The organism is Companilactobacillus mishanensis, assembly GCF_003946505.1.
GTDB lineage: Bacteria > Bacillota > Bacilli > Lactobacillales > Lactobacillaceae > Companilactobacillus > Companilactobacillus mishanensis.
Map to the genome: position 1 here is coordinate 24,498 of NZ_RHON01000011.1, position 26,380 is coordinate 50,877.

At 36.4% G+C, this 26,380-nt stretch carries 27 protein-coding genes; 19 read left to right on the forward strand and 8 right to left on the reverse strand.

What is annotated here, in order from left to right; translation table 11 throughout:
- Positions 1–10 precede the first annotated feature (10 nt).
- Both EKM63_RS10155 and EKM63_RS10160 read left to right on the forward strand, forming a co-directional pair.
- Positions 11–643 (forward strand): hypothetical protein, encoded by a 633-nt coding sequence (locus tag EKM63_RS10155; RefSeq protein ID WP_125706348.1) that lies wholly within the window; start codon positions 11–13, stop codon positions 641–643.
- Positions 644–655: 12 nt separating this feature from the next.
- Entirely contained in the window at positions 656–1,585 is a 930-nt protein-coding gene (locus EKM63_RS10160; protein WP_125706295.1) for an alpha/beta hydrolase, read from the forward strand.
- A gap of 79 nt (positions 1,586–1,664) precedes the next feature.
- Here the strand turns inward: EKM63_RS10160 and EKM63_RS10165 are convergent, their stop codons facing one another.
- On the reverse strand, positions 1,665–1,946 hold the full coding sequence (locus tag EKM63_RS10165) for a hypothetical protein (RefSeq protein WP_125706297.1): 282 nt from the start codon (positions 1,944–1,946) through the stop codon (positions 1,665–1,667).
- 235 nt (positions 1,947–2,181) lie between these two features.
- On the opposite strand from EKM63_RS10165, the gene EKM63_RS10170 reads away from it, so the two are divergent.
- From EKM63_RS10170 to EKM63_RS10190, 5 genes are all read left to right on the forward strand, one after another.
- Entirely contained in the window at positions 2,182–2,553 is a 372-nt protein-coding gene (locus EKM63_RS10170) for an iron chaperone (RefSeq protein WP_125706299.1), read from the forward strand.
- 404 nt (positions 2,554–2,957) lie between these two features.
- Positions 2,958–3,581 carry a WxL domain-containing protein gene (locus tag EKM63_RS10175; RefSeq protein ID WP_125706301.1) on the forward strand — a complete coding sequence of 208 codons (624 nt, stop codon included), beginning with the start codon at positions 2,958–2,960 and terminating at the stop codon, positions 3,579–3,581.
- A gap of 100 nt (positions 3,582–3,681) precedes the next feature.
- Positions 3,682–4,704 carry a DUF916 and DUF3324 domain-containing protein gene (locus EKM63_RS10180; protein WP_125706303.1) on the forward strand — a complete coding sequence of 341 codons (1,023 nt, stop codon included), beginning with the start codon at positions 3,682–3,684 and terminating at the stop codon, positions 4,702–4,704.
- 88 nt (positions 4,705–4,792) lie between these two features.
- Positions 4,793–5,689 (forward strand): CAP domain-containing protein, encoded by an 897-nt coding sequence (locus EKM63_RS10185; RefSeq protein ID WP_125706305.1) that lies wholly within the window; start codon positions 4,793–4,795, stop codon positions 5,687–5,689.
- 76 nt (positions 5,690–5,765) lie between these two features.
- Positions 5,766–6,167, forward strand: a complete 402-nt coding sequence (locus tag EKM63_RS10190; RefSeq protein ID WP_125706307.1) for a hypothetical protein — start codon at positions 5,766–5,768, stop codon at positions 6,165–6,167.
- A gap of 23 nt (positions 6,168–6,190) precedes the next feature.
- Here EKM63_RS10190 and EKM63_RS10195 read toward each other — a convergent pair whose 3' ends face one another.
- The 3 genes from EKM63_RS10195 to EKM63_RS10205 form a co-directional block, all read right to left on the reverse strand.
- Positions 6,191–6,913 carry a VIT1/CCC1 transporter family protein gene (locus tag EKM63_RS10195; protein WP_125706309.1) on the reverse strand — a complete coding sequence of 241 codons (723 nt, stop codon included), beginning with the start codon at positions 6,911–6,913 and terminating at the stop codon, positions 6,191–6,193.
- Positions 6,914–6,989: 76 nt separating this feature from the next.
- Complete coding sequence (locus tag EKM63_RS10200; RefSeq protein WP_125706311.1) at positions 6,990–7,211, reverse strand: hypothetical protein; 222 nt, start codon at positions 7,209–7,211, stop codon at positions 6,990–6,992.
- A gap of 88 nt (positions 7,212–7,299) precedes the next feature.
- A complete protein-coding gene (locus EKM63_RS10205) occupies positions 7,300–7,674 on the reverse strand; it encodes a VOC family protein (protein WP_125706313.1) in 375 nt (124 codons plus the stop codon).
- Between the two features lie 168 nt (positions 7,675–7,842).
- Between EKM63_RS10205 and EKM63_RS10210 the strand changes: the two genes are divergently transcribed.
- Positions 7,843–8,313, forward strand: coding sequence for a PTS sugar transporter subunit IIA (locus tag EKM63_RS10210; protein ID WP_164504955.1), 471 nt, complete (start codon positions 7,843–7,845; stop codon positions 8,311–8,313).
- 52 nt (positions 8,314–8,365) lie between these two features.
- Positions 8,366–9,316: a LacI family DNA-binding transcriptional regulator gene (locus tag EKM63_RS10215; protein WP_125706317.1), complete on the forward strand. Its 951-nt coding sequence runs from the start codon at positions 8,366–8,368 to the stop codon at positions 9,314–9,316.
- Positions 9,317–9,456: 140 nt separating this feature from the next.
- Here EKM63_RS10215 and EKM63_RS11615 read toward each other — a convergent pair whose 3' ends face one another.
- Entirely contained in the window at positions 9,457–9,561 is a 105-nt protein-coding gene (locus EKM63_RS11615; RefSeq protein ID WP_125706350.1) for a type I toxin-antitoxin system Fst family toxin, read from the reverse strand.
- A 240-nt stretch (positions 9,562–9,801) separates the two neighbouring features.
- On the opposite strand from EKM63_RS11615, the gene EKM63_RS10225 reads away from it, so the two are divergent.
- The 6 genes from EKM63_RS10225 (at position 9,802) to araA (ending at position 17,873) form a co-directional block, all read left to right on the forward strand.
- Positions 9,802–11,121 (forward strand): DUF4041 domain-containing protein, encoded by a 1,320-nt coding sequence (locus tag EKM63_RS10225; protein ID WP_125706319.1) that lies wholly within the window; start codon positions 9,802–9,804, stop codon positions 11,119–11,121.
- Between the two features lie 219 nt (positions 11,122–11,340).
- Positions 11,341–12,420 (forward strand): GntR family transcriptional regulator, encoded by a 1,080-nt coding sequence (locus EKM63_RS10230; protein WP_125706321.1) that lies wholly within the window; start codon positions 11,341–11,343, stop codon positions 12,418–12,420.
- Between the two features lie 211 nt (positions 12,421–12,631).
- A complete protein-coding gene (locus EKM63_RS10235; RefSeq protein WP_125706323.1) occupies positions 12,632–14,050 on the forward strand; it encodes a sugar porter family MFS transporter in 1,419 nt (472 codons plus the stop codon).
- Positions 14,051–14,069: 19 nt separating this feature from the next.
- On the forward strand, positions 14,070–15,671 hold the full coding sequence (locus tag EKM63_RS10240; RefSeq protein ID WP_125706325.1) for a xylulokinase: 1,602 nt from the start codon (positions 14,070–14,072) through the stop codon (positions 15,669–15,671).
- Between the two features lie 16 nt (positions 15,672–15,687).
- A complete protein-coding gene (locus EKM63_RS10245) occupies positions 15,688–16,422 on the forward strand; it encodes an L-ribulose-5-phosphate 4-epimerase (protein WP_125706327.1) in 735 nt (244 codons plus the stop codon).
- 26 nt (positions 16,423–16,448) lie between these two features.
- Positions 16,449–17,873, forward strand: a complete 1,425-nt coding sequence (gene araA, locus EKM63_RS10250) for an L-arabinose isomerase (protein WP_125706329.1) — start codon at positions 16,449–16,451, stop codon at positions 17,871–17,873.
- Positions 17,874–18,244: 371 nt separating this feature from the next.
- Here the strand turns inward: araA and EKM63_RS10255 are convergent, their stop codons facing one another.
- Positions 18,245–20,203, reverse strand: a complete 1,959-nt coding sequence (locus EKM63_RS10255) for a hypothetical protein (protein ID WP_125706331.1) — start codon at positions 20,201–20,203, stop codon at positions 18,245–18,247.
- A gap of 205 nt (positions 20,204–20,408) precedes the next feature.
- Positions 20,409–22,550, reverse strand: a complete 2,142-nt coding sequence (locus EKM63_RS10260) for a hypothetical protein (protein WP_125706333.1) — start codon at positions 22,548–22,550, stop codon at positions 20,409–20,411.
- Positions 22,551–22,845: 295 nt separating this feature from the next.
- Here EKM63_RS10260 and EKM63_RS10265 point away from each other — a divergent pair, with 295 nt between their 5' ends.
- Positions 22,846–23,346 carry a GyrI-like domain-containing protein gene (locus EKM63_RS10265; protein WP_125706335.1) on the forward strand — a complete coding sequence of 167 codons (501 nt, stop codon included), beginning with the start codon at positions 22,846–22,848 and terminating at the stop codon, positions 23,344–23,346.
- Complete coding sequence (locus EKM63_RS10270; RefSeq protein ID WP_125706337.1) at positions 23,347–24,147, forward strand: hypothetical protein; 801 nt, start codon at positions 23,347–23,349, stop codon at positions 24,145–24,147.
- A gap of 40 nt (positions 24,148–24,187) precedes the next feature.
- On the opposite strand, the gene EKM63_RS10275 is transcribed toward EKM63_RS10270, so the two are convergent.
- Positions 24,188–24,673, reverse strand: coding sequence for a GNAT family N-acetyltransferase (locus EKM63_RS10275; protein ID WP_125706339.1), 486 nt, complete (start codon positions 24,671–24,673; stop codon positions 24,188–24,190).
- A gap of 90 nt (positions 24,674–24,763) precedes the next feature.
- Here EKM63_RS10275 and proC point away from each other — a divergent pair, with 90 nt between their 5' ends.
- Both proC and EKM63_RS10285 read left to right on the forward strand, forming a co-directional pair.
- Entirely contained in the window at positions 24,764–25,567 is an 804-nt protein-coding gene (gene proC, locus EKM63_RS10280) for a pyrroline-5-carboxylate reductase (RefSeq protein ID WP_125706341.1), read from the forward strand.
- 3 nt (positions 25,568–25,570) lie between these two features.
- Positions 25,571–26,239 carry a type 1 glutamine amidotransferase gene (locus EKM63_RS10285; RefSeq protein WP_125706343.1) on the forward strand — a complete coding sequence of 223 codons (669 nt, stop codon included), beginning with the start codon at positions 25,571–25,573 and terminating at the stop codon, positions 26,237–26,239.
- The last annotated feature ends 141 nt before the right edge of the window (positions 26,240–26,380 follow it).

Sequence of the window (26,380 nt, forward strand, 5' to 3'; positions counted from 1 at the left end):
GACTGGTTTGATTATCGGTCTGGTCTTAAATGCCTTTGGAAATGGGTTATGCATTGCTGCCAACATGGGTAGTGGTATCTGGACTGCAGCTGCCGTTAATATGAACATGTGGTTTGGTGTTGATACTGGACTGCTGCTATTTATTGTCGGTGTTTTAAATGCCCTGACTAACCAAGTATTGTTGAAACACTGGGATACCCGACGTTTTATCGGACAAGTTTTTTATGTAATGTTTTTCAGTTATTTTGTAGATATATTTACCGACCTATTAACAAGTATCGGAGTCCCACGACTGCCGATTGTTGCTCGCGGGTTCTTATCCTGTTTAGGAGTAGTGATATTCTGTATTGCGATTTCTCTTTATCAACGAGCAAATATCGTCATGCATCCAAACGACGACACGACTAACATTTTGAGATTTGATTATCTCAAAGGAAACGCGACAGCATCACAGCTTATCGACTTTGTTCCACCAATAATAATCATTATTATTACATTTATTTTTACACATAATATTTATTCAATTAATATTGCTACAGTCTTCTCACTGGTATTGAACGGTGTCTTGATTGCCTGGTCTGACAAATTGATTTGGCCACAGTTGAAGCATAACTTCAGTTCTACTGGCAGAAATAACGGATAGGAGGTTGTAATTATGATTGATGATCAAACATTAAATGGGATCGATATCATGATGCCACAAGTTGACGAATATCATGATGTTACCTATACACAAGTTCCTCAAGGTACTGATATTCGTGAGCTTAAGATGTCACTGTTGATTCCTAGAACCAGTCAGTTGAAACCAGCTGTCTTGTATTTTCCAGGTGGTGGATTTACAGCTGCTAATTATCATAAGTTTATTCAACTGAGAATGGCATTGGCAAATAAAGGGATGGTCGTTGCAGCCGCAGAATACCGAGTCATACCTGACCAATTTCCAGCCATCATGCATGATGCCAAACGTGCATTACAATATTTGTACAAAAACGCAGAACTGTTTGGAATCGATACTTCTAAAATTGCCGTATTAGGTGATTCTGCCGGAGGCTACCTTTCTCAATTTATGGGTACAACTTCTGACTCGAAAGATGTCTTGCCACATGGTGTGACCCAAGCTGAAACCAAAGTTGCTGCAGTGGTTTCAATGTATGGTATTTCAGATTTGATGAGGATTGGGGATGGTATCGATGGAACTGAAGCTTTCCACGCTGGTCCAACGTCTCCAGAGGCCATTCTCGTCAACGGTGTATCGTTTGGTACTGATTTGAGTGCAGGTATCCAAGAAAATCCGGAAAAGGCTAGAGAAGCCAGTCCAATCGATTATATTCATCCAGGTTTGCCACCATTCTTATTGATGCACGGAGATAAAGATGTCGTTGTCTCATGTAAGCAGGCGGAGTATATGGCAACTGCTTTACGTGATCGAGGCAACCAAGTCAAACAAGTTTTGGTTCATGGTGCGGGTCACGGAACTCCAGAATGGTTTCAACCGACAATAATTGATTTCATAACTGACTGGTTGTGTGTAGAACTGGATTGGAAAGACAAAGTTAAGTTAAATATTAGTGCTCAAACGTTATAAAATTAATTCAAATATCTTCATTGATATAAAATTCTTGAGAACAAAAAAGCCAATTTACATTATGTAAATTGGCTATTTATTATCTAGATTTAACTAAGTGAGTCCTAAGGTTGTACCAAACATTTGCTTTATCGATGCATTGAAGCAAATCGGTGATACGATCGGAACAAACATTACGATCACTCAGAGCTGTATGTTGAATGTTGTAATACATTTTTGAAAGTAAAGCTCCGCTATCTTGTCCGCTCAAAATCTTAGAACGATAGCTCTCTAATTCTGGTACTAACGATGTTCCTTCGGTGTCCGAAATAACATCGTCGATGTAGTTTAGTAGTTCAAGTTTATTCTTTTTTCTCAACATAATTACCTCCGACAAGATTGTTGGAAACTAATGTGTAGCAGATGCAGAAATCCTTGAAAAATATCATGATGATATTTCAAGTTAAGGATACCTAAGTTTATCCGTCATGGCAATATATTCCGACTATTTATTTAATGATGAAAATGGTTACAGAACACTGGCTTTGTTATACTGTTCTTAATTAAGATAGTAAAACTAAACAACAAAAATTTGGTGTTAAATTAGGAGAATAATCATGTTTGAATTTGAAGAATATTTGAGTTTGATCGACGATCCAGATCATGAAAAACGCATGCGAGAATTGTTAGAATGGGTAGTTCAGACTTTTCCAAATTTGAAGACAAGGGTTGCCTGGAATCAGCCAATGTTTACTGACCATGATACTTTTATCATCGCATTCAGTATTGCCAAAAAGCATATTGCCGTAGCCCCTGAAGGCATCGTGATAGAAAAATTTTCTGAAGAATTAAAACAAGCAAAATATTCAGCCGGTAAGCAGATGTTTCGGATAGGATTTGATCAAGACGTCAATCATGACTTACTAAAAAGAATAATTCAATTCAATATTGACGACAAAAAGGAAACGACTACTTTTTGGAGAAAATAATTTAAATTATCAAATCGCATAAAATCAGTGTTAAAAAGCTGATTTTATGCGATTTTTTTATGTAATCAATTATTATCATTAATCATTTTTTATGGAAATCTTTATTGTGAATATTTGGTGCTAATAGATTGATAAACATCCATAAACATTCTATAAATGGGGTGTGAATAAGAAATAGGCGAAAAATTATTATTCACAGATCTTATCTGCAGAAAGTTGGTAAAGTTTTTGAAAGTGTTTCTTTTGTAGCTATTAGGCACATATCAAGAATTAGTCTATGACCTAAGCCCAAAGACATTTTTATCAGCTTTTTCAGATGCCTCAATAATTTTAAATGGGCACAGAACGAAAGTTTCTCATCGTAAAAGAGGATATTTACCGGTGGGGAAAAAAGAGGAAACATTATGAAAGCATTAATAAGAAGTAGCGCCGCAGTCAGTGCATTTATTTTTGCATTAAGCTCAAGTGGAGTTTTGATAGCACAAGCTGCAACGACTGGTACTACGACGACTCCTACACCAATGACTTCCACGGCAACGAGTGATTTGACGGCTGGTCCACTAACATTAACTGCTGTCCCTTCATTCGATTTTGGAACTGCAACTTTAACTGGTACTACTGGAGACAAGGTTCCAGGAAGTTCAGTAACTGGAGCATTGAAAGTAACAAATCCTGGTCAAATTGGTGGTTGGCAAGTAACAGTGGCTGGAACTCCATTCACTGATACTTCTGGCACAGCACTAACTGGGACAATATTGAGTCTTGATGGACTCGCAACGAATCCTATAACTGCTGATGATTCAACGAATACATCTACGTTACCTACATTCGTAACTCCAGAAACAATTTCGACATCCGCAACTGTAGTTGAAAGTGCAGCACCTTCTACATCAACTTCACATATCGGAATTGGTTCATATACGACATCGTATGATGCAGCTGCATCATCATTAGCAGTACCTTCAAGCACAGTTGCCGGTACTTATACATCGACACTAACTTGGACCATGTCAAATGCACCAGCTTAAACTAACATTTAAATTTTAATAATCTGAGGGATTATATACACTTATAAACTGTATATTTCCCTTTTTGTTACTTTCCGTTCAATAATTGGAGATAATAGCTATGAAAAAATTTTTAACATTGTTGTTTTGTTCGATGTTTGCACTCGCCGGTTTCTTAGGCTTTAATTCGAGTACGGTCAAAGCTGACGCTGTTAAATATACAGTTTCAGCTGAGATACCCAACAATCAAGTAAATAAGAAGTTGACCTATTTTGATTTGAAAGTGGCACCAAATAGTACCCAAGATTTAAAAATCAAAATAATCAATAACGATTCAGTTGAACACACATATGATGTGGCAGTCAATCGAGCCTCGACAAACGTTAATGGATTAGTTGATTATAGTCAACATGGTACAAAGAAGGATCCATCGTTAAAATACGATATTGAATCTATGTTTCCTGCTCCTGAAAGAATTACAATTCCTGCAAATACCACCAAAGAAGTAACTCTGACATTGAAGGTTCCTAACCAGAAATTCTCAGGAGTATTACTTGGTGGTATCAGAGTATTGCAAGAAATTAATAATCAAAAACCTTCGAAGAAAGAATTTTCAGTCAACAATCAATTTGCGTATGTAATTGGGTTAAAACTACAGCAAAGTACTGACGAAGTTAAACCTGACATGAAACTTACAAATGTTAAAGCAGAACAAAATAATGGTCAAAATAATATCACGGCAGACTTGCAAAATGATGAGCCTACTTTGATGGACGATGTCAATGTTGACGCGACCGTAACGCCAGAAAATGGAACAAAATCAGTTTTAAAAGTAGACAAGAAGAATATGTCTATGGCACCAAACAGCAACTTTGCAATGCCAGTAAGTCTCAATAATCAGCCGCTAAAAGCTGGTAAATATACGATGCATATTTCTGCCAATGCTGAAAAGGGCACGGACAAATGGAATATGAAACGTAACTTTACTGTTACACCTAAAGCCGCTGCCAAATTGAATACGACTGCCGTTGGTCAAGCCAGCCAGCCTAACTACAATTTGATAATTGCTTTGATTGTTGCTGCTGCTTTGATCGTAATTGGACTCTTGATTTGGAACTTTAAGAATCAAAGACGTCGCAGATAATACCCCGATTTGTGAACAAACACGATAAAAAATGTTATTATTTGTTTATCATTCAATAAATAATTTGAATCTTTAGGGGGATAAACAAATGAATAATAGAATGAAAGTTGCTTTGACTGCAACTGCCGTCATGTTGCTGGCTTCACCAGTGATCTCTGTCGGTGTGACTTCACCAAGCAATGTTCAAACTGCACAAGCTGCAACTGCTGACCAAGTACCAGCAATTCAAAGTGCTATCTTGAACGAATTAAATAATCTTCGTGCACAGAATGGATTGTCACCTGTCACAGAAGTTTCACCATTGGTCAACTTGGCCGCAAATCGTGCTTCACATCTTTCAGCTATGGGTGCCTTGGATCATCATGCTGGATACAATTACAAAGATGGCGCTCCATACACTGCTGTCGCAGGGGAAAACATCGGTTACTGGTACAATTCTAGTATTACTGATCCCACAGAAATTGCTAAGCAAATTATTACCAATTTGTACGACGACAATGGCATTGCTACCTTTGGTCATCGAAAGAACATGTTGAATCCATATTTCACTCATGTTGGAATCGGTGTGACAATCAATCCTTCAAATGGATATATCTTTTACACACAAGAATTTGGAACAATGTCGAACGAAATTACTGCTAACGTCAACGCTGTAAGAAATTATTCAGCATATACTGGAGCAATTGGCTTGAGTTCTGAATTCCCAACTAAATTTGATCCAAGTATTAGTAGTTCTAGCACCAATTCGAACACATCATCGAACTCAGTTTATCCCGGTGCAACAAAAATTAATGCAATTATTACACCAGTTAGATTAACGACACTTTATACTTCTCCAGCCGGTAAAAAATCTAATCGTAGTATCGCTGGCAATACCAGTTGGTACACTGATCAAGTATTTATCGACGGCCAAGGGAACCACTGGTACCGCGTATCTACAAGCGAGTGGGCTGAAGTAAATGATGGAAATCTACAAAATCTATAATTATTAAGGTAATTCTTCGGAATTGCCTTTTTTTATACGTCAAAGTACAGTTATAATTGTGTTTAGGAGTATAAATATGAGAATAAAAAATTTGATAGGTTTAGGTGTAAGTTACTTACTGTTGATCGTTATCAGCTCGATAAGTAGCTTGTACAATACAAAGGATGGTTGGCAAGTGACCAGTAACTTGGTGATATTGATCGTGCTAGTTTTAGTATTAGCAACGTTGTATTCACCATTCATGATTGCTTCATTGTTTCAGACTAGGACGACCAGTCTGATAATATTAGGATTCAGCTTGTTCATGTTGTTGGCAGTTAATTTGCCAATTTTATTGAAAGCAGTTTTTGAAACGGGTGCAATGACTGTTACACGTGGGTCCTTGTTAGTTATGGTTCCGCTTGATATGGTCGTTTTAATATATGTAATAGTTATAAATTGGATATATGCAGTGCAACAAAAAAAGATGTTGAGATAATAATCTCAGCATCTTTTTGTATTTTATCCGAATGCTCCACCAATCAAATAGGTGACTGCCATTGTGCCAACACCTACTAGTAGGTTACGCAAAACACCTTTTACACGGTCAGAATTACCTAGTGTGGCACTTGTATAACCTGTTAATGTTAGTGCTAAGACAACTGCAGCAATCGTCCCTGGAACTTTATATGGATAGGGGATGAATGTGATCGATAATAGTGGAAGTAGTGAACCCATCATGAATGAGAAGAATGATGAAATGGCAGCGTGCCAAGGATTGAAATAGTGTGAAAGTTCAATATTACATTTTGCTTTCAAAGTTACGTTCAAAGCATCATTTTCCATCAGTTGAGTGGCAACTTTTTTAGCCAGTGGAGGAGTTAATCCTTCATGCTCATAGTGAAGTGCCAAGCCTTTTAATTCATCCTCATAGTCTGATTGGATACGTTCGTTTTGAATTTGAGTCATTGTTCGTTGGGTATCACGTTGCGTACTTACGGAAACATATTCACCACCACCCATAGAAAGGGCACCGGCTAACATTCCTGATAGTCCGGCGATGAACAAAGCTAGTTGTCCTTGGTGAGCCCCCGCAACACCAATTACGATACCAGCAACAGATACGATTCCATCATTTGCGCCTAGTACACCGGCTCTAATAATATTCAACTGTTCTGATAAATGAAACTTTTCGATCAGTTTCCTAGATAAAGATTCCTCATTTGACGAACTAAAAACTTTCATAAATATCCCTCACTAACGTCTTTAAGAACAGTATAGTAGTCTGAAATATTGTTTCAAGAGACGAAAATAACAAATTTTATTTGTTTTTAGAAATTGTTTGTTTACGAACTAACTTCATGCAAGTTCCTACGTAACCGGCAATTAATACCAACATGGCGATCCCTAGTGGGCTGAAAATATGTTGGAGTGTCGTATTTGGCTGATCGTTTAGAAACACAAAACAGACCAGGGCAATAATAATTTCTATAATTGCAATTGTATGCATGTGATTTAAATAAAATTGATTGATTTTCTTCAAGATAATCCCCCTAAAACAAGTGTTACTAATAATTGTATATTAATAAAGCGTAACTAACTTCGAATTTGAAAATTAGTTACGCTTATTTTTAGTCTTTGGTAGTTCCAATGGCAAAATAATGTCCTTCAGGGTCAGAAAAATTGAATACTTTCTGACAACCCTGAACCATGATGTCACCGACATCTTTTGAGTACTTGGAGATTTGTTCGTGAGTTGCTTCAACATCGTCAGTTAAAAACATGATTGATGGTGTTTCGAGAGATACCATAGGTGAAAAATTCTTAATAAAATCAACGTTATATAAGTTGATATTTACTTGATCTAATACTTTTAATTTGAGTTCAAAACTACCATCTTGAAGTTTTGTCTTCTTGATGATTTCTGCGTTTAAAGCATCTTTAAAGAAATCAGCGATGAGTTCTACATCGTCAACATAAAGCATCAATTCGAATTTTTTTAGCATTCCTCTTCTCCTTATTTGAGTATGATTTTATATTATCACTGAAATAATATTTTTAAATAATTTTGAGAAAATTAAAAATATCACTTGACCTAAAACCCGTTTCAGAAAGTACATTGAATGCAGATAAGAGATTTGAGATTTGAAATCTCAATTAAGGAGTGTTCAATTATGAAATTACTTAACGATAATATTTTTAATAATGTAGAGTTACCAAATTATAACGAAATCGATTCATTAAAGGCTTTAGCATTTAAAATTTCTGATAAGACAGATATCAACTATCAATCTTTGGTCAGTGGCTTGATGTCCAGTGAGGTCGAAGGAGATACGGCGGTTGGCGCTGGTTTGGTTATTACCTATGCTTTCTCAAGTAAGATGGATAAACCTGAATTATTTGCTGCAAACTTCAATAAGGAAATCGGTTGGGATTATCCATCTGGTCAAAACATTTCTACTATAATTGCTATTGTTTTGCCAAGGGGATATGAGAATACTGAATTCGTTCAAGAAATCAGAGAGTCCGTACGTTACAAATTTGCGAAAGACTTATTTGAAGGTAACACTGTAGACAGATGGTCTGATCCTAATGAAATTTCAAAATTAGTCAGTTCATTTGTTTCAGAACCTGATATTGCATGATACATTTATACTTGAAAGATAATTCTTATTATAAGTTTGAGGGTAAATCTTTATGACAAATATTCATGATATTGCAAAAATGACTGGTTATTCTGTGTCCACGGTCTCGAGGGTTTTGAATCACAAGAACTATGTTTCTGATGAAGTTAGAGCAAAGGTCCAAGCTGTGATCGATGAAATGGACTATGTACCTAATGATGTGGCACGTGATTTGAGTCGTGGGAAAACATATAGTATCGGAGTTGTTTTGCCATACACAAAACATCCTTATTTCACTCAAATTCTGAACGGTATCATGTCTGAAGCCTTTGAGAGAGATTATCGACTAGTCGTGTTACCTTCAGCTTATGACAAAGATAAAGAAGCTGAGTTTCTGGAACAGCTTCGTCGAAAAGCATTTGATGCGCTGATTTTTACTTCTCATGGTTTACCTTTGGAGAAAATTGCCAAGTATCAGAAGTATGGGCCGATCGTCTGCTGTCAGTATCCTGGGAATGTCGACATATCTGCCGCATATTCTGAGCGAATCGATACCTATGTTAAGGCCTTCGAATGGGTTCGGGATCATAATTTTGAAAGGATAGGTATCCTTCAAAACCGTGATTATCACGTCAGTGCAACTAGTGAGATGACAATCAAAGCGTATCAACAAGTATTTAATAAGATGCCGGAGTCTGACTTGATAGTTACCGACGTGACGACCTATGATGACGGCCACAATGCTGCCAAATACTACGTTAAAAATGAATTGGATCCAGATTATGTATTCTGCAATAGTGATGATATTGCCGTTGGATTCAAAGACTATTACCTGGAAAATAATCTCAAGGTTCCAGAATTCATGGGACAAGAGAACCAGCTATCAAGTAAAATATTGAACTTTTCTACAATTGATCATCAATTTGAAAAGGTTGGTGCCTCATCGTTTGATCTTGCCATAAGTGGGGATAGAAAGCAGATTCCAATAGAGTCTATGCTGATTAATAGAAGTGGACTTGTATAGCGTTGTTTTGGAAACTTGTTATGTTTGTAGTGTATTTATATAGATCCATGTGGTATATTAGTTGATGGAGCAGAGACTAACAACATTCACAAAAAAAACCTCGGTATATGACACCGAGGTTTTTTTGATTCAGTTGAATATTACCCTTTGGTGCTACTTGCACGGTTATTCAACCAGTAACTGAATAGAGCCACGAAACAGCCAGCAAGTATTGAAGCCAGTATGGAGACTAACAATGCATTCACCTCCAATCCGTTGCCAGATTGTGAAAAGGTAACAATTAATTGAATCGGTTAAAGTTGAAGTCAAGTTGATATTACTTGGATTACTTTTTGATATATCAAAATAGAATAAATTAAACAAAATAGTTAATGGATTTACTGTTCGGAAATGGAAATTAATAATTAGAATATTGAATGTAATTTATTGGTGATTTCATGTACAATTGTTAACGCACTTCAAACCAAATTATGACTGGAGCAAATATGTCCTTATTAGATATATTTAAAATTAACGAATACAAATCTAAAATTGAGCAACTTGAAGAAAAAAATCAAAAGCTTGAAGAAAAAGTGGCTTTGAGATTATCGGTTCAACAGATGAAACCGGAAGAACTAAATAAGTTAATAGAAGATAAAGAAAAAATTAAGTCAGATGTTGAAATCAAGATTAATGAATTAAACAATGATGAGGAACAAATCAAAGAGAATATTGGATTATTGAAAACAAAAGAAAGCCAACTTGAGGATGAGATTGTAGACTTGGATGAACAAGTTGAAATTGAATCTTTTGGAATTTATAAACCTAAATATGATTTTGCAAACTCACTTGAATATAAAGAAAGATTAACTGAAGTTAGACAAAATCAGAAACAAATGATTAAAAATGATTCGGCTGGAATCATCATCGATCAAATTACGTTCAATAATTCATATGCTCGAGGAAAAGCTTTACAGAAAAAGAATATTAAACAAATGTTGAGATCATTCAATGTTGAATGTGAGGCAGCAATTAATAAGGTTACTCATTCTAATATTGAAAGGATCAAAATAAGGATTGAAAAAACTTTTGATCAATTAAACAGATTGAATAAGACTAATGGGGTTGAAATTACACAACGGTATTTGAACTCAAAGATGGATGAACTTAGCCTTGCATTTGAATTTGCCGAAAAGAAATTAGAGGAAAAAGAAGCCATTCGTGAACAGAAACAACGTGAGCGAGAGGAAAAAGCATTACAACGGGAGTTAATGGTTCAACGTAAAAAAGTTGAGAAAGACCTTACTCATTTTGAAAATATGCAAAAAGAGCTGGAACTAAAGATACAGTCTGAGAAAGATAAAGAAACTATTGAGAAGCTAAAGAAAGATTTAGAAGAACTGAAAGAAAATATTACTAACGCAAATTCTGAGAAAGAACGTCTTGATTATCGTGAACAAAATGCTACAGCAGGTTACGTCTACATAATTTCAAACATTGGTTCTTTTGGGGAAAATGTTGTCAAAATTGGAGTCACCAGAAGATTAGAACCAATGGAGAGAATTGCAGAGCTTGGGAGTGCATCAGTTCCATTTAAGTTTGATGTTCATGCTTTGATTTTTAGCTATGACGCTTACAAACTTGAATCAGAATTACATGAGAAATTTTCAGATGCAAGGATCAATAAAATTAATAAGAGAAAAGAATACTTCAAAATCTCAATTGAGAAGATTGAAGATGTCTTGAAAGAGTATTCTGATTTAACGATTGATTTTCAAAAAGTTCCAGCAGCGATAGAATATCGTGAGAGTTTACAAATTAAATAAACGAAATAAGTATTGGATGTTTTCTTATAAGAAGTCACAACTTAGACTACAGGTTCGTGACTTTTTTGTTTGTTTTCATTTTGAATTAAACGTCATGTATGAGGAAAAAACAAAGCCATATTTAATATTTGTCCGTACAAATTTCAATAATTTGTATGTTTACCGAACAAAAAATGCTAAAATGACCATATAAATTGATTTGTTCGGAGGGTGGTTTTTATGGAGACTAAATATGAAATGGTAAAACAAGATCTTAAAGAAAAGATTTTGTCTGGATTTTATACCTTCAATGATAAACTACCAACCGAATCTACTATGATGAAAACCTATAAGGTCAGCCGGTATACTATTAGACGAGCTATTAGTGACTTGGAAACTGAGCATTATATCTTCACCATTCAAGGTGGAGGGATGTTTGTTGACGATTGGCAAAAGCAACAAGAGCCACAAGTGTTTGAGCAAAAGCAAATTGGTGTTATTACTACACACATTGCTGATTATATTTTTCCCAACATCATTACTGGTATTGATCGATATGTTTCAGGAGAAGGATATTCAGTCTTAATTAGTAACACCCAAAATGATCCCGAAAAGGAACGTGCCAGTATCAAGAAAATGCTTGATAACAACCTTTCAGGACTGATTATTGAGCCTACTCAAAGTGCACTTGGTGATCCAAACAAAGACTTATTCGAACAAATCAAAGCTTCTGGGTTACCAACTATCTTCATTAACTCCCACTATGCTGATTTAGATTTCCCATATATCGAAATGAATGATGTTGCTGCGGGGAAAGTTGTCACTGATGCATTATTTAATTTAGGTCACGAACAAATTCTTGGTATCTTCAAGATTGATGATGGGCAGGGAGTTCACCGGATGAATGGCTACGTGAAGTCATATCAGGAACATAGTAAGTTCTCGTATTTAAGTGAAATTGTTATGTATCAAACATCTGACAACATGCATTCTGTATTTACTAAGATTGAACGAATCTTGCGCAGGGAAGACCATCCAACTGCGATTGTTTGTTACAATGACCAGCTTGCTATCAAGATAATTGATTTGATCAGGTCACTCAATATGCAGGTACCTGAAGATATATCGGTAATAGCTTTTGATAATTATCAATTGTCACAATATTTATCACCAAAACTCAGTACTGTAGAGCATCCAAAGGAAAAAATGGGACGCGATGCGGCTAAGATGTTGTTTGATATTATGAACGGTAATGAACAACCTAAATCAATAAGATACGATCCACAATTAATTTTGCGTGAATCAACATCTAACAAATAAATAGTAAATTAAACACCTGAAAAAATTTTTTTTCAGGTGTTTTTTTGTTATGAAAACGTTATCGTTATTAGCGTTCTATAAAATATTGATACGTATAAATGGAAACAATGTGAAAAATATATCTTGATTTGTACGTACAAATGTCTTATGATGATTTTGAGCTTATGAAAGTGCTTTCAAATAATCATGCTTTATGAAAAAGGAGATACTGATGGATAAGGTTAAGAAAATCCCAAGTGGTTTTATTTATTTCTTTGGATCATTTGGTGGAATTTTATTTGGATATGATATCGGTGTTATGACAGGGGCATTGCCTTTCTTACAACACGATTGGGCATTACAAAATCAAGCCGGCATAGTTGGTTGGATAACTTCAGCTGTTATGTTCGGTGCAATCTTCGGTGGTGCACTGGCAGGTAGTATGTCAGATAAGTTAGGACGTAGAAAGATGATTTTGATTTCATCATTAGTTTTCGCATTAGGATCAATTCTTTCTGCTTTCGCTCCAAACGATGGTCAATATTACTTGATCGTTGTAAGAATGTTCTTAGGACTAGCAGTTGGTGCTGCATCAGCTTTGGTTCCAGCCTATATGTCAGAAATGTCACCAGCTAGATTAAGAGGACGTTTATCAGGAATCAACCAAACAATGATCGTTTCAGGTATGTTGCTTTCATATATCGTTGATTACTTGCTTAAAGGATTACCAGAACAACTTGCATGGCGTTTAATGTTAGGACTTGCCGCAGTTCCAGCAATCATCTTGTTCTTAGGAGTTTTGAAGCTTCCAGAATCACCAAGATTCCTAGTTTTGAATAACAAGTTAGATGAAGCAAGACAAGTTTTATCATTCATCCGTCCTGCTGATGAAGTTGAAACAGAATTGAAGACAATTCAAGACACTGCTAATGATGAAAACAAAGCAGAAAAGAATACTTCATTAAAGACTTTACTCAGTGGTAAATATCGTTACTTAGTTGTTGCCGGTGTCGGTGTTGCAGCTTTCCAACAATTCCAAGGTGCAAATGCAATTTTCTACTATATTCCTTTGATCGTTGAAAAAGCTACAGGTAACGCAGCCAGTTCAGCACTTATGTGGCCAATCATTCAAGGTATTCTATTAGTTCTTGGTTCACTATTGTTCCTAGTTATTGCCGATAAATTCAATCGTAGAACGCTTTTGACTCTCGGTGGAACAGTTATGGGATTATCATTTATCCTTCCTGCAATCTTGAACATGTTGATGCCAAACATGAATCCTATCATGATTGTTGTCTTCCTTAGTATCTATGTTGCATTTTACTCATTCACTTGGGCACCACTTACATGGGTCATCGTTGGTGAGATTTTCCCACTAGCAATTCGTGGACGTGCTTCAGGTGTTGCATCTTCATTCAACTGGATCGGTTCTTTCTTAGTTGGATTATTATTCCCAATTATGACAGCAACAATGCCACAAGAAGCAGTTTTCGCAATCTTCGGTGTTATCTGTATTCTCGGAGTTCTCTTCATTAGAACATGTGTCCCAGAAACAAAGGGTCACACACTAGAAGAAATCGAAGAACAAGGTACTCATCATAAAAATAAAAAAGATACTGTTTCAGCTGAAAAAACAGCTACTCAGGATTAATTGAAACGGAGAGATTTCAATGAATTTAGTAGAAATATCTAAAGCAATTGAAGAAGGAAAAATATCTCTAGGTATCGAATTAGGATCAACAAATATTAAAGCAGTCTTGGTTACAGAAGATTTTAAGACTATCGCTTCAGGTAGTTTTAATTGGGAAAACCAATACGTTGACAATATTTGGACATATCCGATCGACCAGGTTTGGCAGGGTGTTCAAACTAGTTACTCACAAATGGCCGCTGAAGTTCAAAGTAAGTACCATCAGACTTTGAAGAAAATCGATTCTATAGGAATCAGTGCCATGATGCATGGTTATCTTGCTTTCGATAATAAAGACAATTTACTAGTTCCATTCAGAACATGGCGTAACAACATCACAGCTGATGCTGCTGATGCTTTGACTAAAGAATTCAATTTCAACATTCCACAACGTTGGTGTGTGGCTCATCTTTATCAAGCTGTTTTGAATGATGAAGATCACGTAAAAGATATCGACTTCATTACAACATTGGCTGGATATGTTACTTGGAAATTATCAGGTGCCAAGGTATTAGGAATTGGTGATGCCTCAGGTGCATTCCCAATTGATGAAAATACTGGTACTTATAATGAGGAAATGTTAGAAAAGTTTTCTAAATTAGACAAAGTTCAAAAATATGACTGGAATATCAAAGATATCCTTCCAACAGTCGAAAAAGCCGGCGTTCAAGCTGGTAAGTTAACTGCTGAAGGTGCCAAGTTGCTTGATACAAATGGCAATCTTGAAGCTGGTTCTATAATTGCTCCTCCTGAAGGGGATGCTGGTACAGGAATGGTCGGAACAAACAGTGTCCGCAAACGTACAGGTAACATTTCCGTCGGTACATCAGCTTTCTCAATGGTAGTTTTGGAAAAAGCTATGAAGAATGTTCATCGTGATATTGATATCGTTATGACACCAGACGGCTCACCAGTCGCCATGGTCCACGTTAATAACTGTTCATCAGATATCAATGCATGGGCCGGATTGTTCAGTGAATTCGCGGCTAGATTAGGTGTCAATCTAACACCTGACAAGTTGTACGAAGCATTGTTCCTCGAAGTTACAAAAGCTGATCCAGATGCTGGTGGCTTAGTTAACTACAGTTATCAATCTGGTGAAAATATCACTGATATCAAAGCTGGACGTCCATTATTCGTCCGTACACCAAATAGTAATTTCAATCTTCCTAACTTCATTCAAACTCAATTGTATGCCGCTTTTGCTCCACTAAAGATTGGTATGAACATCTTGAGTGATGAAGAAAATATCAAGACTGATGTCATGATCGCTCAAGGTGGATTGTTCAGAACTCAAGTTGTCGCACAACAAGTTTTGGCAAACGCTTTGAACATTCCGATAACAGTTATGGGTAACGCCGGTGAAGGTGGTCCTTGGGGTATGGCAGTTCTTGCTATGTACGCCAAAGATAATGGTGGTCAAAACTTAGATGACTACCTAGATCACAAAGTTTTCAGCAATCCAGAGAGTATGACTTTGAGTCCTGAACCAGAAGGTGTCAAAGGATATGAAGAATTTACTGAGAAATATGTAGCTGGTCTACCAGTTGAAGCACAAGCTGGAGATTCAATAAAAGACTAAAGAGGGTAAAGAATCAATGTTAGAAAAACTAAAACAAGAAGTATACGACGCTAATATGCGTTTGCCTGAGTTAGATTTGGTTACATTCACTTGGGGAAATGTGTCAGGAATTGATCGTGATAAAGGACTATTCGTTATCAAACCATCCGGTGTTGAATATGGAAATTTGAAGCCCGAGGATATGGTAGTTGTTGACCTTGATGGAAAAGTAGTTGAGGGTAACATGAACCCATCAAGCGATACACCAACTCATACAGTTTTGTACAATGAATTTCCAGACATCGGTGGGATCGTCCATACACATTCACCATGGGCAGTTTCATTTGCTTCAGCTAATATGGATGTTCCTGCAGCAAGTACAACTCACGCAGATACATTTTACGGAGACGTGCCAGTTTCAGATCCATTGACTAAGCAAGAGATTGAAGATGCTTACGAAGAAAATACTGGAAAAGTTATCGTGAAGACATTCAATGAACGTCACATCGACTACAACGCAGTTCCAGCAGTGTTGGTAAGTCAACACGGACCATTTTCTTGGGGAGCCACACCTGATAAAGCAGTTTATAATGCAAAAGTTCTAGAGGTTTCTGCCGAAATCAGTTATCACGCTTTGCAATTGACACGTGACAATATCCGAGTACCACAGTACTTGCTAGACAAACATTATTACCGCAAGCATGGTAAGAATGCTTACTACGGTCAAAATAATGCCAAATCAAAAGATCACGCAGCACATGCTGAAAACTAATAAAAAAAATTGAGGGAGATTTTATCATGAAAAAAATGCAAGATTACGAATTTTGGTTCATTACAGGAAGTCAATTTTTATATGGTCCAGAAACATTAAAACATGTTGAAGAAGATGCAAAAGAAATCGTTGAAAAATTGAACGAATCAGGTAACCTACCTTACCCAGTTAAGTTCAAGTTAGTTGCTACAACAGCAGAAAACATCACTAAAGTAATGAAAGAAGTTAACTACAACGATAAAGTTGCCGGTGTTATCACATGGATGCATACATTCTCACCAGCTAAAAACTGGATCCGTGGTACAAAATTACTTCAAAAACCATTGCTACATCTAGCAACACAAAAACTAAATTACATTCCTTATGACACAATTGACTTTGACTATATGAACTTGAACCAATCAGCTCATGGTGACCGTGAATATGCCTTCATCAATGCCCGTCTACGTATGAATAACAAAATCATCTCAGGTTACTGGGGTGACGAAGATATTCAAAAACAAATTGCTAAATGGATGGATGTTGCTGTTGGTTATAACGAATCATTCGGTATCAAAGTTGTTTCATTCGCTGGTAAAATGCGTAATGTTGCCGTTACAGATGGTGATAAAATCGAAGCACAAATCAAATTTGGTTGGACAGTTGATTACTGGAGTATCGGTGAATTAGCTGATGAAGTAGATGCAGTTTCTGAATCAGACATTGATGCTAAATATGCTGAACTTCAAAAAGAATATGATTTCGTTCCCGGCGATAATGGCGACGAAAAATTTGAACACAATACTAAGTATCAAATCCGTGAATATTTCGGAATCAAGAAGTTCATGGATGACCGTGGATACACAGCATTCACAACAAACTTTGAAGACCTACGTGGTCTCGAACAATTACCTGGATTAGCCGTTCAATTGTTGATGGCAGAAGGTTATGGATTTGCCGGTGAAGGTGACTGGAAGACAGCTGCTCTCGACCGTTTGATCAAGATCATCGCTCACAACAAGCAAACAGGATTCATGGAAGATTACACATTGGATCTACGTAAAGGTCACGAAGCAATCCTTGGTTCACATATGCTAGAAGTTGATCCTTCAATCGCTTCTGACAAACCACGTGTTGAAGTACATCCACTAGACATTGGTGGAAAAGACGATCCCGCAAGACTTGTATTTACAGGTTCAACAGGCGATGCAGTCGACGTTACTATCGCTGACTATGGTGATGAGTTCAAGATGATGTCATACGACGTTACTGGAAACAAGCCAGAAAAAGAAACACCATTCCTACCAGTTGCTAAACAACTTTGGACTCCAAAACAAGGTTGGAAGAAGGGTGCTGAAGGTTGGCTGACACTTGGTGGTGGTCACCATACTGTATTGTCATTCGCTGTTGATTCTGAACAACTTACTGATTTGAGTAAGATGTTTGGTTTGACTTATGTTGATATTCAGTAGTCTTTGGTATTGAAAAATCTCAAGTTTCAGCTTTTGCTGAGGCTTGAGATTTTTTTGTATTCCTTGATTGGTTGTCCAAAATGAGCTGAATTATTTATACGTTCAAAGACTGCCGCACTTCGGTTAGGTTCGGTGACGGTTGGAACGCCATGAGCTGGATTCTGGGCCAAAGTGCGGTCCCAAATCGCAGCTTTTATCTAGCAACGGCCTTTGCCGTCGCAAGATAAACTCCACGGCTGAACCGTCGGCGAACCTGCCCTTCGTGCTGGAATTGTGGAAGTTCAAAATCAGGCCAAAAGATCAGATATTTTAACGATTTTTATTTGGTGGGGGAAGTGTTTTACAGAAGTTATATTTTTGTTCTCAATAATTTACTTTTGTTTGGGGACATCAGAGACTGTCCATAAGAGGGAAGTTGTGTAGTTTCCATCATCGAATTGGTTATGTTGTATGTATATTTTTAGTCCCTCAAACTCTTTCCAGTTGATTGATTGGAGAGGTTGTCCTTCTTCTGTTTGTTTTAGGACTACATTTTTCCTTAAGTCCACCTCATTTCCTGATTTTGTTATAAATCGGAAAGTTATTGGTGCTTCTGTGTTGGGCATCCCAACTTTATGAAATGGTCCTTCTGACTGTACTGATAGTTCAACGGGTTTGTATTCACTTCTGGTATCTTCAATTTTAACCATTTCAAGGTCGTCTGCCTTTTTGACAATATGGATTTCACGATTATTGAGTTTGGGATGTTTACCAAATTCGATTTTTGAAGGGGTCATATCAATTTTACCGTCATCTGGATCTGGTGTTTCTTCAGGTACTTCTGGCATTTGGAAAGTAGCGGTATTTTTTGGAAACCTAACAATGAATTCATTTCCAGCTATATCCGTAGCAACAAAAGAGGGGTTATATTCGAATGATTCTTGCGTAATTTTATTTGATACTTTTGTGTGTATTTTTATCTCAACGCCTGATCTATGTTTGATTCCAAAATCAGGTATTACTAGTGTTTTTTTGCCATCTATTTCTTTGACTTCATACTTTTGAAGTTTGTTCTGTATCTCCACACTAACGACATCTTCATTTTTACTTATGGGTGCATATAGTGTTCCCAGTCGCCATGAAATATTTGAGTCCTCGGATTGGTCAGTGATTATTAGTGCATGTATCAAACCAAATCCAGGAGTTAAATCAGCAATTTGTTTTTCACGCGAAAAGAATATGCTACTGGCCTGACTTCCAATAAATTGGTACACTTCGAAAACAGGTCGGATGTCTTTCACCGTTAACTTAATTGAATTAGTTACAATGGTATTTATTTTGCTTTTGTGCTTAAGCTTTGCACGTATTTCTGTACCATTATCATCTTTTGATACCGGAATCGTGAGTTCTTTACTTCCATTAATAGCTATTGGGACCTCTTTTGTTCCAACTAACTTATACCAATCAATTTGATATTCATTGGTATTAATATTTCCATTTAATTTGAACTTTGCATCTTTACCGGCGTAGACAGTGCTGGGACCAGTCAAAACATGTCCGACTGTGATTGGGGCTTCTCCGCTTACTTCTGTATTATCTGAATTTTTTATTGTGGCCTTAATCGTTGCGACTCCAGTTTCATTAGTTCCAGATAAGGTTATTTCACCTGTTTCCTGGTTGACATTAACTAGATTATTATCTTTAGTAGAAAAGGTGATTTTACCAGTGGAATCTATTGGATCTGGACTTGCAGTTGCCAATGCACTTTCTTTGTTAAATTTGTCGTCGATGGATAAGTAGTCCGTGTCGAGTGAGACATCTAGTTTTTTGGCATCAATTGGTTTTTCTGAAAAGTGGACCGCTGCCATATTAGAGTAATAGTCATAAAATGAGCTATTTGCGCGTAATTGTACGTACTTGGTAGTTGGGCTGGTTGAGGACAAATCAATGTAGCTTTGTTCTTCCTTGATTTTTCCATTCCATGAATTGGAACTCCCAGGCTCATATAAAAACCAATTATATTTTACAGAACCAAATAATGTCTGCACTCTCACAAACTTAGTGTTTATCCTTACATTAGTTCCGACTTGTGCGTAGTAATTTTCTTTAGGTTGAACCTTGAATCCGGGACGATAAATTAATCCAAGAGCGATTCCAGCAGGATCTGAAGGTGTATGTTGTGGAGAAACACTATTAGAAGCAGTCTCGCCATCAGAATATTTGGTTAAGTCTGATTCCTCAATTGTTGCATCTTTGATATCGCCATTTACTAATGACTCCGTAATCAGTAGTGATCCGAAGAGTAGGGACACTACCAAAGCGGTAACGACAATTAGTGAATTCTGCTTCATATCATCATCCTTTCTAAATCTTGTATTAGAAATACGAGATAATTGGTATACGTAGATAATTCTTTCCAGTATTTTACACGCTGAAGTTAAGAGATGATACTGCCAAATTAGTATATTTTGGTATAGGTGATGTTAATAAAAATGATTTATATAATTAATATTTTCAAATCAAAAAAGACTTCAGAAAATTCTGAAGTCTTTTACTTTAGGGAGCGTTATTGAAATCCCATATTAAGTGAGTCTTGTAGTTTCCCGGATTATAATTTAAATCTTCAATGAATAATCTAAGCCCTTTGAATTTTGACCACGGGATAGATTCAATTGTTTCATTGTAGTCACTATTGATCACAGTGTAATTCTCGTTCAGATTTATTCCTGATTCTTCCCATTCTTCTGATTCTTTGACATCTTTTAGCTTAAGAAGTTTTAAAAACATATGTGCAAAGATTTTCTTGTTAGAATACGTTTCACGGTAGAAGTTACCTTCTGTACGCACGGTTATCCTGCGTGGATCTTTAATACGCCTATCATCCTTGATTTCAACAAAGTAGGGCGGAGTATCTTTATTGACTATAGGGCTTAACAAAACCTGACTTAATTTGAGATGTTCTCCAAAAGGTATTTTTTTAACAGGTTTAAAAGTGATTTTATCTTCACTAAAATCAGCATATGTAGTGTTGATTTTAGTTTCATAGTTTTTCGTTTTTTTTGTATTTATACTGTATTTAGGTTTATAAACAAATTCTTTCTCGGATTTATTTATTATTTCCGTTGAAATAGTGAAAGTCCCACCATTTAATGGAGGAACTATTAGCCCACTTACTTTAACAGCGGGGCGGTTATTAATTTTTGTTTTTATTATTTTGTCATAATTAAAATTTATTACTCCAGTTTCGTCGATTTTTTCGTTTTGACTTAAAAATACAATTAGTTCTCCGCGTTGACCTGCGAAAGACTTGGAATCTCCAGTTGAAGAATCAGCAAAAGTTATGTCATGTCTTAACTTATCCCCTACCTTAACTCTTGCAAGTTTTTCACCACGTTCTTTAGTATTTGAATTTTCGATGTAATAAGATGAACGGATATTTGGACTGGATGAAACTACATTTAATCTAATGTGGTTAGTTTCCACTATCTTCTGAGGAATTGGTTTTCCATCGGAACCAAGAATTGGATTTCCCTGTTCATCTACAGGTGGTTTATAGTTTCGCTCAGAAATTTTAGCAAAAATTTCTATGTTGTCGTCATTATCTATTTCCGTAGAAGGAATCGAGTATTTATTTGTTGAATTGTTTGGTATGCTCGAAGTTCTACCTGATGATTCAATTCTATACCAATCAATTTTAAAATCTTTTTCATTGAAATTTCCATTTATTTGATAATTTGCAGGAGTATGTTGGTAGACCTGCGTATCTCCCGTAAGTAAGTGGGTAACATGAATAACTTTTGTTGCAGTTATTTTATTTTTGTAGTGTTTGTCCGCATTATCAGGCTTTTCGTTTGTTAATGTCGCGGTTACCTCGATATCGCCCTCTTGTCCGTTTTTATTTGGAAAGAGTTCTCCAGTATGTGGGTCAATTGTTGCTAATGATTTTTGAGAATTTTTAACAGAATACAATATTTCTCCTGTTGCATTTATTGGATCAGGGGTTGCTTCCAAAAAAATCGATTGATAATTAAGTTCTTTATCAACGTATATGTAGTCTGAATCCGATGTAAGTTTCAATCCTTTTGCTTCAACTGGTTTTGGAAGAAAATTAACTTTCGTCATTCTGGAATAAAGTAGGGGATTGAAAATCGATGGCCACACTTGAGCAGTTGCCTGATAGTATCTGGTTTCTTCATGATCTGCTTCAAATGTTATTTCTTTACTGTGCTCATGTTTCAATTGTTCCCAGTAATCATTACCTTTGTATTGATACCAGTGATACTCAGTATCGATAAAACTAGCCGAGTTTTTAGCGATTTTGGTTCTCAACACGTATGGTTTGCCAGCAACTAACCAATATTCATATTTAGGCTGAAGTGAGTATCCTGCCTTAAAATACCAACCCATAACCCTAAATGCTGGAGATGATTCATCGTGCATAGGTTTCACTCGCTCTTCTCGTAGTAAGCTCCTTGGTTCAGGAGATAATGGTGATTGATCTTTTACATCTTTATTGTCGTTGATTTCAATTTCAGATTTACTTAAAAAAGAATCTATTATTGCTTCCTTTTGGGTATCTTCTGGTAAATTTGTATCCTCGGTAACTTCGCCAATGGCGGCTGTTGTTCGTTCGGAAAACAATCCGAATAGAAATAGTATTGAAGTTGTTAGTACTACTAAAATAAATATAAGTCGCATGATTTCCTCCCAAATTGTGAATCGATTTTAGTAATAAAAAACCACCATGTTCAGTTGTAATGATCCTCAAATAAAGAGATTCTCTCTCAGAATAATTGGATAATTATAGCTGGTATGGTGGTAGTTTTTTATTATGCTGTTTTGCACATATGGTAAATAATACAGAATTTGTACTATATTAAATACTGCAAAATCGGTATAAAAATATATTAACTTCTTCATATGTTCGTATTTTCACAAAAAATTGTTATAATGAGATTACTCTTTTTAGTAACGTATACTTTGGAGGTCTACTATGGAAAGTCAAAAGAGATCGTTCAACTTATTGGGAATCAAAAGAACTTTACCTGGTGGTAGAGCCGAAATTTCTGATTTTTGGCAACAATTCAGCCAGGATGGTACTTTGGAAAAATTGGTCACTATTTCTAGATTAGATGATCCGCATTTCTATGGTATAAGCATCATGGGTGAAGATAGTTTCCAGTATATAATTGGTGTTGATACTTTGACTGAATCCCAGGGATTTACACATTTTGAAATTCCTGAGGCAAATTGGTATAAATTTTCAGGTGGTGGGAAACTTCCTGATAATATTCAAAATATGCAAGAACAAATTTGGCAAGAGCATGGTGAGGAGATTGCGAGAAATAATCCTAACCATTCAATCCAAGTTAATATTGAAGAATACTTTAATATGACTCCGGATATGTCAGATTCCAATTTTATTATTTGGCTGCCTAAGTCGAAAATAAAATTGGATGGCATTCTTGATCCATCGACAGAAAGGGATAGTTAATTGGAATTTTGGAATGATTATTTACGGTGGATTGTGGGAACTGTTTTAGTATTCACCGCAGTACCATATTTCACAGCATTGATTGCATCGTGGTTAGGTCACGTTTCCAAAGGGATGTTAGTCAATAATCTAGGACCGAATAGTCAACTTGTAGTCGGTGGACTAGGGGTGGCTATTCACGAATCTGGGCACGCATTGTTTGCTATCATTTTTGGTCATAAGGTTACCAAGATACAGCTACTCAATTTTCATTATGCACAGAATGGGACTTTAGGGTCCGTCGAACATTCCTGGCGTGAGAATAATATTTATCAGCGACTTGGGAACTTTTTTATTGGATTAGCTCCTTATTATATGTGTTCAATTGCTCTGTATTTATTACAGAAATTTCTTCTAGGGACGACTTTTGATTTTTCAGGAGTCTTACAATCGACAGATATTGCACAATTTACTTCACTGTCGAAACTTGCGACTAGTGTATTCGATAATTTCATGACAATTTTCGCTAATGCAAGTTGGGGAATGATTATTTTTTACTTAGTGTTATTAATTATGATTTCTAGCACCGGATACGATTTGAGTGATGAGGATTTTAATACTGTGAAAAAAGGTCTGCTTCCATGGGGGACTGTGCTGTTGCTATTGTCAACGTTGGCAGTCATGTTTGGTTGGCAGATTCAACTGCTAAATTGGATGTCAGTAATGATCGTATTTTCTGTATTATTCCTAGTTCAGGCATTGATTTATATTTTAGTCTCACTAGTTGTTATCAGGATTCTAAGTTTAGTTATTCATGTATAAATAAAGCCAATTCTCTTTAATTGAGAATTGGCTTTTAATTTTAGTGGATTATTTTTTCCATATTATACCAAGTTTCATTGCCATGGGTTGATTCTGCCAGTCCAATATTTTGGTAGCCATTTTTTTCGTAGAACTTAATTCTATCTTCGAGGCAGGTCAACGATACACTGATGCAGTTCATTGACTGAGCATTTTTTTCGAAAGCAGATAGCAATGTACTTCCAATTCCTTGTCCGCGAAAGTTAGGATCGATTGCAATCGAGAAAATTAATTGGTGTCCGTTATTCTTAACAGGGGATGTCGCTTTTTCAAACATCCAATCCTCAATAAATCGTTCGTCAGTGATTGGTCCAACAACAAAGCCAATGATTTTATCAGCTTCTTTAGCCACCAAAAAGCTGTCCTTCAAGACTTGAATTCGTTCCAGATAGCCTGTTCGTGATCCAGCTTCTGCTTCATTAAATCCTTCGTGTTCGATTCTCATTATTTGATCAATATCTTGTGAACTCACTTTTTCGATTTGCATAAGTGTTCCTCCATAACAAGAATTATAATGATAAATCTATGAAAACGGTATATCATTATTATTAATATATTAGTATTGGAGGAATATGATATGAAAATTGGTTTTATTGGTGCAGGTAAAATGGCAACTGCTTTGGTAAACGGAATTGTTAGCTCAAAACTGGTTCCATCAAATGATGTTTTTGTGACTGATATAAACGCCGACGCCACCGCAAAGTTGAAGCAAGAATTGAACGTCAGTGTGGCTGACTCAGCTGAAAATATGCTTTCTAAAGTAGACATTGTTATTACAGCCGTCGGGCCCAAAGTGGCACCACAAATTTTAAGTGGTATCAAAGACGAATTGTTTAAAGATAAAACCGTGGTCTCGATTGCTGCCGGATTGCAACTAGACACTTTGGCTGCCGCATTGCCGGCTAAAACACCAATCGTTCGTATCATGCCTAATATTAATGCAGTTGTTGGTGAAGCGGCCATTGCTTTGTGTACCAATGATTATGTTGAAGATAGTGTAAAAGCAGATGTTAAGAAAATTTTTGAATCAGTTGGTACAGTCTACGAATTGCCAGAAAGTCAGTTCAGTATTTTCACAGCGATATCCGGAAGTTCCCCAGCTTATGCTTATTTATTCATCGACAGTATTGCCAGAGGTGCAGTCAAGAACGGGATGAATAAGGATCTGGCTACTAAAATAGCCGCTGAAGCCGTACTAGGAAGTGCCAAAATGATCAAAGAGACTGGGGAAGAACCATGGACTTTGATCAACAATGTATCGTCACCAGGTGGTACGACCGTTGCAGGATTAGTAGAACTAGAAGACAATGCGTTTATTTCGACAGTGATAAAAGGAATAGATGCCACAATCAATAAAGATAAAGAATTATCAGGTAAATAATATATGAGAATAAATGTATTACAGCATACGCCAAATGAAGGGCCAGGCTCGATTCAACTTTTGTCACAACAGCACGGACACGAAATGTACATTTACCATCCATACCAATTTGGTGGAGTATTACCAACAGCTGAAGAAACAGACATGTTGGTTATCCTAGGTGGACCAATGAGTCCCAATGACGACTTGGATTGGGTCAAACAAGAACGTAAGTTGATTGCAGAAATGTTGAAGCAAAATAAGCCAATGTTCGGAGCCTGTTACGGTGCACAACAAATTTCTAAAACACTAGGTTATCCAGTAAGTAAAGCACCAGCTAAGGAAGTAGGTTGGGCACCGATATATTTAAAGAGTGAAGCCGTCTCGGGTATTCCAAAGAAGTTGACAGCATTACATTGGCATGAAGAAATGTTCGAAGTACCGGACGAAGCAGAGCTGTTATTCTCAAGTGACTTAGTTAAAAATCAAGGATTCGTCTTGAACCATAAGATAGTAGGACTTCAATTTCATTTTGAGCCAATGCCAGATAATGTTAGGGAAATGGTCGTGAATGACTTTCCATATATTGAAGGTTCGAAGTTGAATCAGACTGCTCAAGATATTCTTGATTATCCAGTTCCAGGCGAGAATCAAGAAGTTATGTTTCGGATTTTGGATTATATTACTGAATAAAAAACGGGGTCACAAAAGTGACCTTGAAGTGCACCCTCTTAATTGGAGACAATTAGGAGGGTGCTTTTCTATGGCCAAATATACGATTGACCAAAAATTAGAGGCAATTTCAATGTATGAATCTGGACAAGGTAGTACTAC

Coding starts and splice junctions, on each gene's coding strand:
- EKM63_RS10160 (WP_125706295.1), top strand. CDS start 656: ATGATTGATGATCAAACATTAAATGGGATCGATATCATGATGCCACAA.
- EKM63_RS10165 (WP_125706297.1), bottom strand. CDS start 1,946: ATGTTGAGAAAAAAGAATAAACTTGAACTACTAAACTACATCGACGAT.
- EKM63_RS10170 (WP_125706299.1), top strand. CDS start 2,182: ATGTTTGAATTTGAAGAATATTTGAGTTTGATCGACGATCCAGATCAT.
- EKM63_RS10175 (WP_125706301.1), top strand. CDS start 2,958: ATGAAAGCATTAATAAGAAGTAGCGCCGCAGTCAGTGCATTTATTTTT.
- EKM63_RS10180 (WP_125706303.1), top strand. CDS start 3,682: ATGAAAAAATTTTTAACATTGTTGTTTTGTTCGATGTTTGCACTCGCC.
- EKM63_RS10185 (WP_125706305.1), top strand. CDS start 4,793: ATGAATAATAGAATGAAAGTTGCTTTGACTGCAACTGCCGTCATGTTG.
- EKM63_RS10190 (WP_125706307.1), top strand. CDS start 5,766: ATGAGAATAAAAAATTTGATAGGTTTAGGTGTAAGTTACTTACTGTTG.
- EKM63_RS10195 (WP_125706309.1), bottom strand. CDS start 6,913: ATGAAAGTTTTTAGTTCGTCAAATGAGGAATCTTTATCTAGGAAACTG.
- EKM63_RS10205 (WP_125706313.1), bottom strand. CDS start 7,674: ATGCTAAAAAAATTCGAATTGATGCTTTATGTTGACGATGTAGAACTC.
- EKM63_RS10210 (WP_164504955.1), top strand. CDS start 7,843: ATGAAATTACTTAACGATAATATTTTTAATAATGTAGAGTTACCAAAT.
- EKM63_RS10215 (WP_125706317.1), top strand. CDS start 8,366: ATGACAAATATTCATGATATTGCAAAAATGACTGGTTATTCTGTGTCC.
- EKM63_RS10225 (WP_125706319.1), top strand. CDS start 9,802: ATGTCCTTATTAGATATATTTAAAATTAACGAATACAAATCTAAAATT.
- EKM63_RS10230 (WP_125706321.1), top strand. CDS start 11,341: ATGGAGACTAAATATGAAATGGTAAAACAAGATCTTAAAGAAAAGATT.
- EKM63_RS10235 (WP_125706323.1), top strand. CDS start 12,632: ATGGATAAGGTTAAGAAAATCCCAAGTGGTTTTATTTATTTCTTTGGA.
- EKM63_RS10240 (WP_125706325.1), top strand. CDS start 14,070: ATGAATTTAGTAGAAATATCTAAAGCAATTGAAGAAGGAAAAATATCT.
- EKM63_RS10245 (WP_125706327.1), top strand. CDS start 15,688: ATGTTAGAAAAACTAAAACAAGAAGTATACGACGCTAATATGCGTTTG.
- araA (WP_125706329.1), top strand. CDS start 16,449: ATGAAAAAAATGCAAGATTACGAATTTTGGTTCATTACAGGAAGTCAA.
- EKM63_RS10255 (WP_125706331.1), bottom strand. CDS start 20,203: ATGAAGCAGAATTCACTAATTGTCGTTACCGCTTTGGTAGTGTCCCTA.
- EKM63_RS10260 (WP_125706333.1), bottom strand. CDS start 22,550: ATGCGACTTATATTTATTTTAGTAGTACTAACAACTTCAATACTATTT.
- EKM63_RS10265 (WP_125706335.1), top strand. CDS start 22,846: ATGGAAAGTCAAAAGAGATCGTTCAACTTATTGGGAATCAAAAGAACT.
- EKM63_RS10275 (WP_125706339.1), bottom strand. CDS start 24,673: ATGCAAATCGAAAAAGTGAGTTCACAAGATATTGATCAAATAATGAGA.
- proC (WP_125706341.1), top strand. CDS start 24,764: ATGAAAATTGGTTTTATTGGTGCAGGTAAAATGGCAACTGCTTTGGTA.
- EKM63_RS10285 (WP_125706343.1), top strand. CDS start 25,571: ATGAGAATAAATGTATTACAGCATACGCCAAATGAAGGGCCAGGCTCG.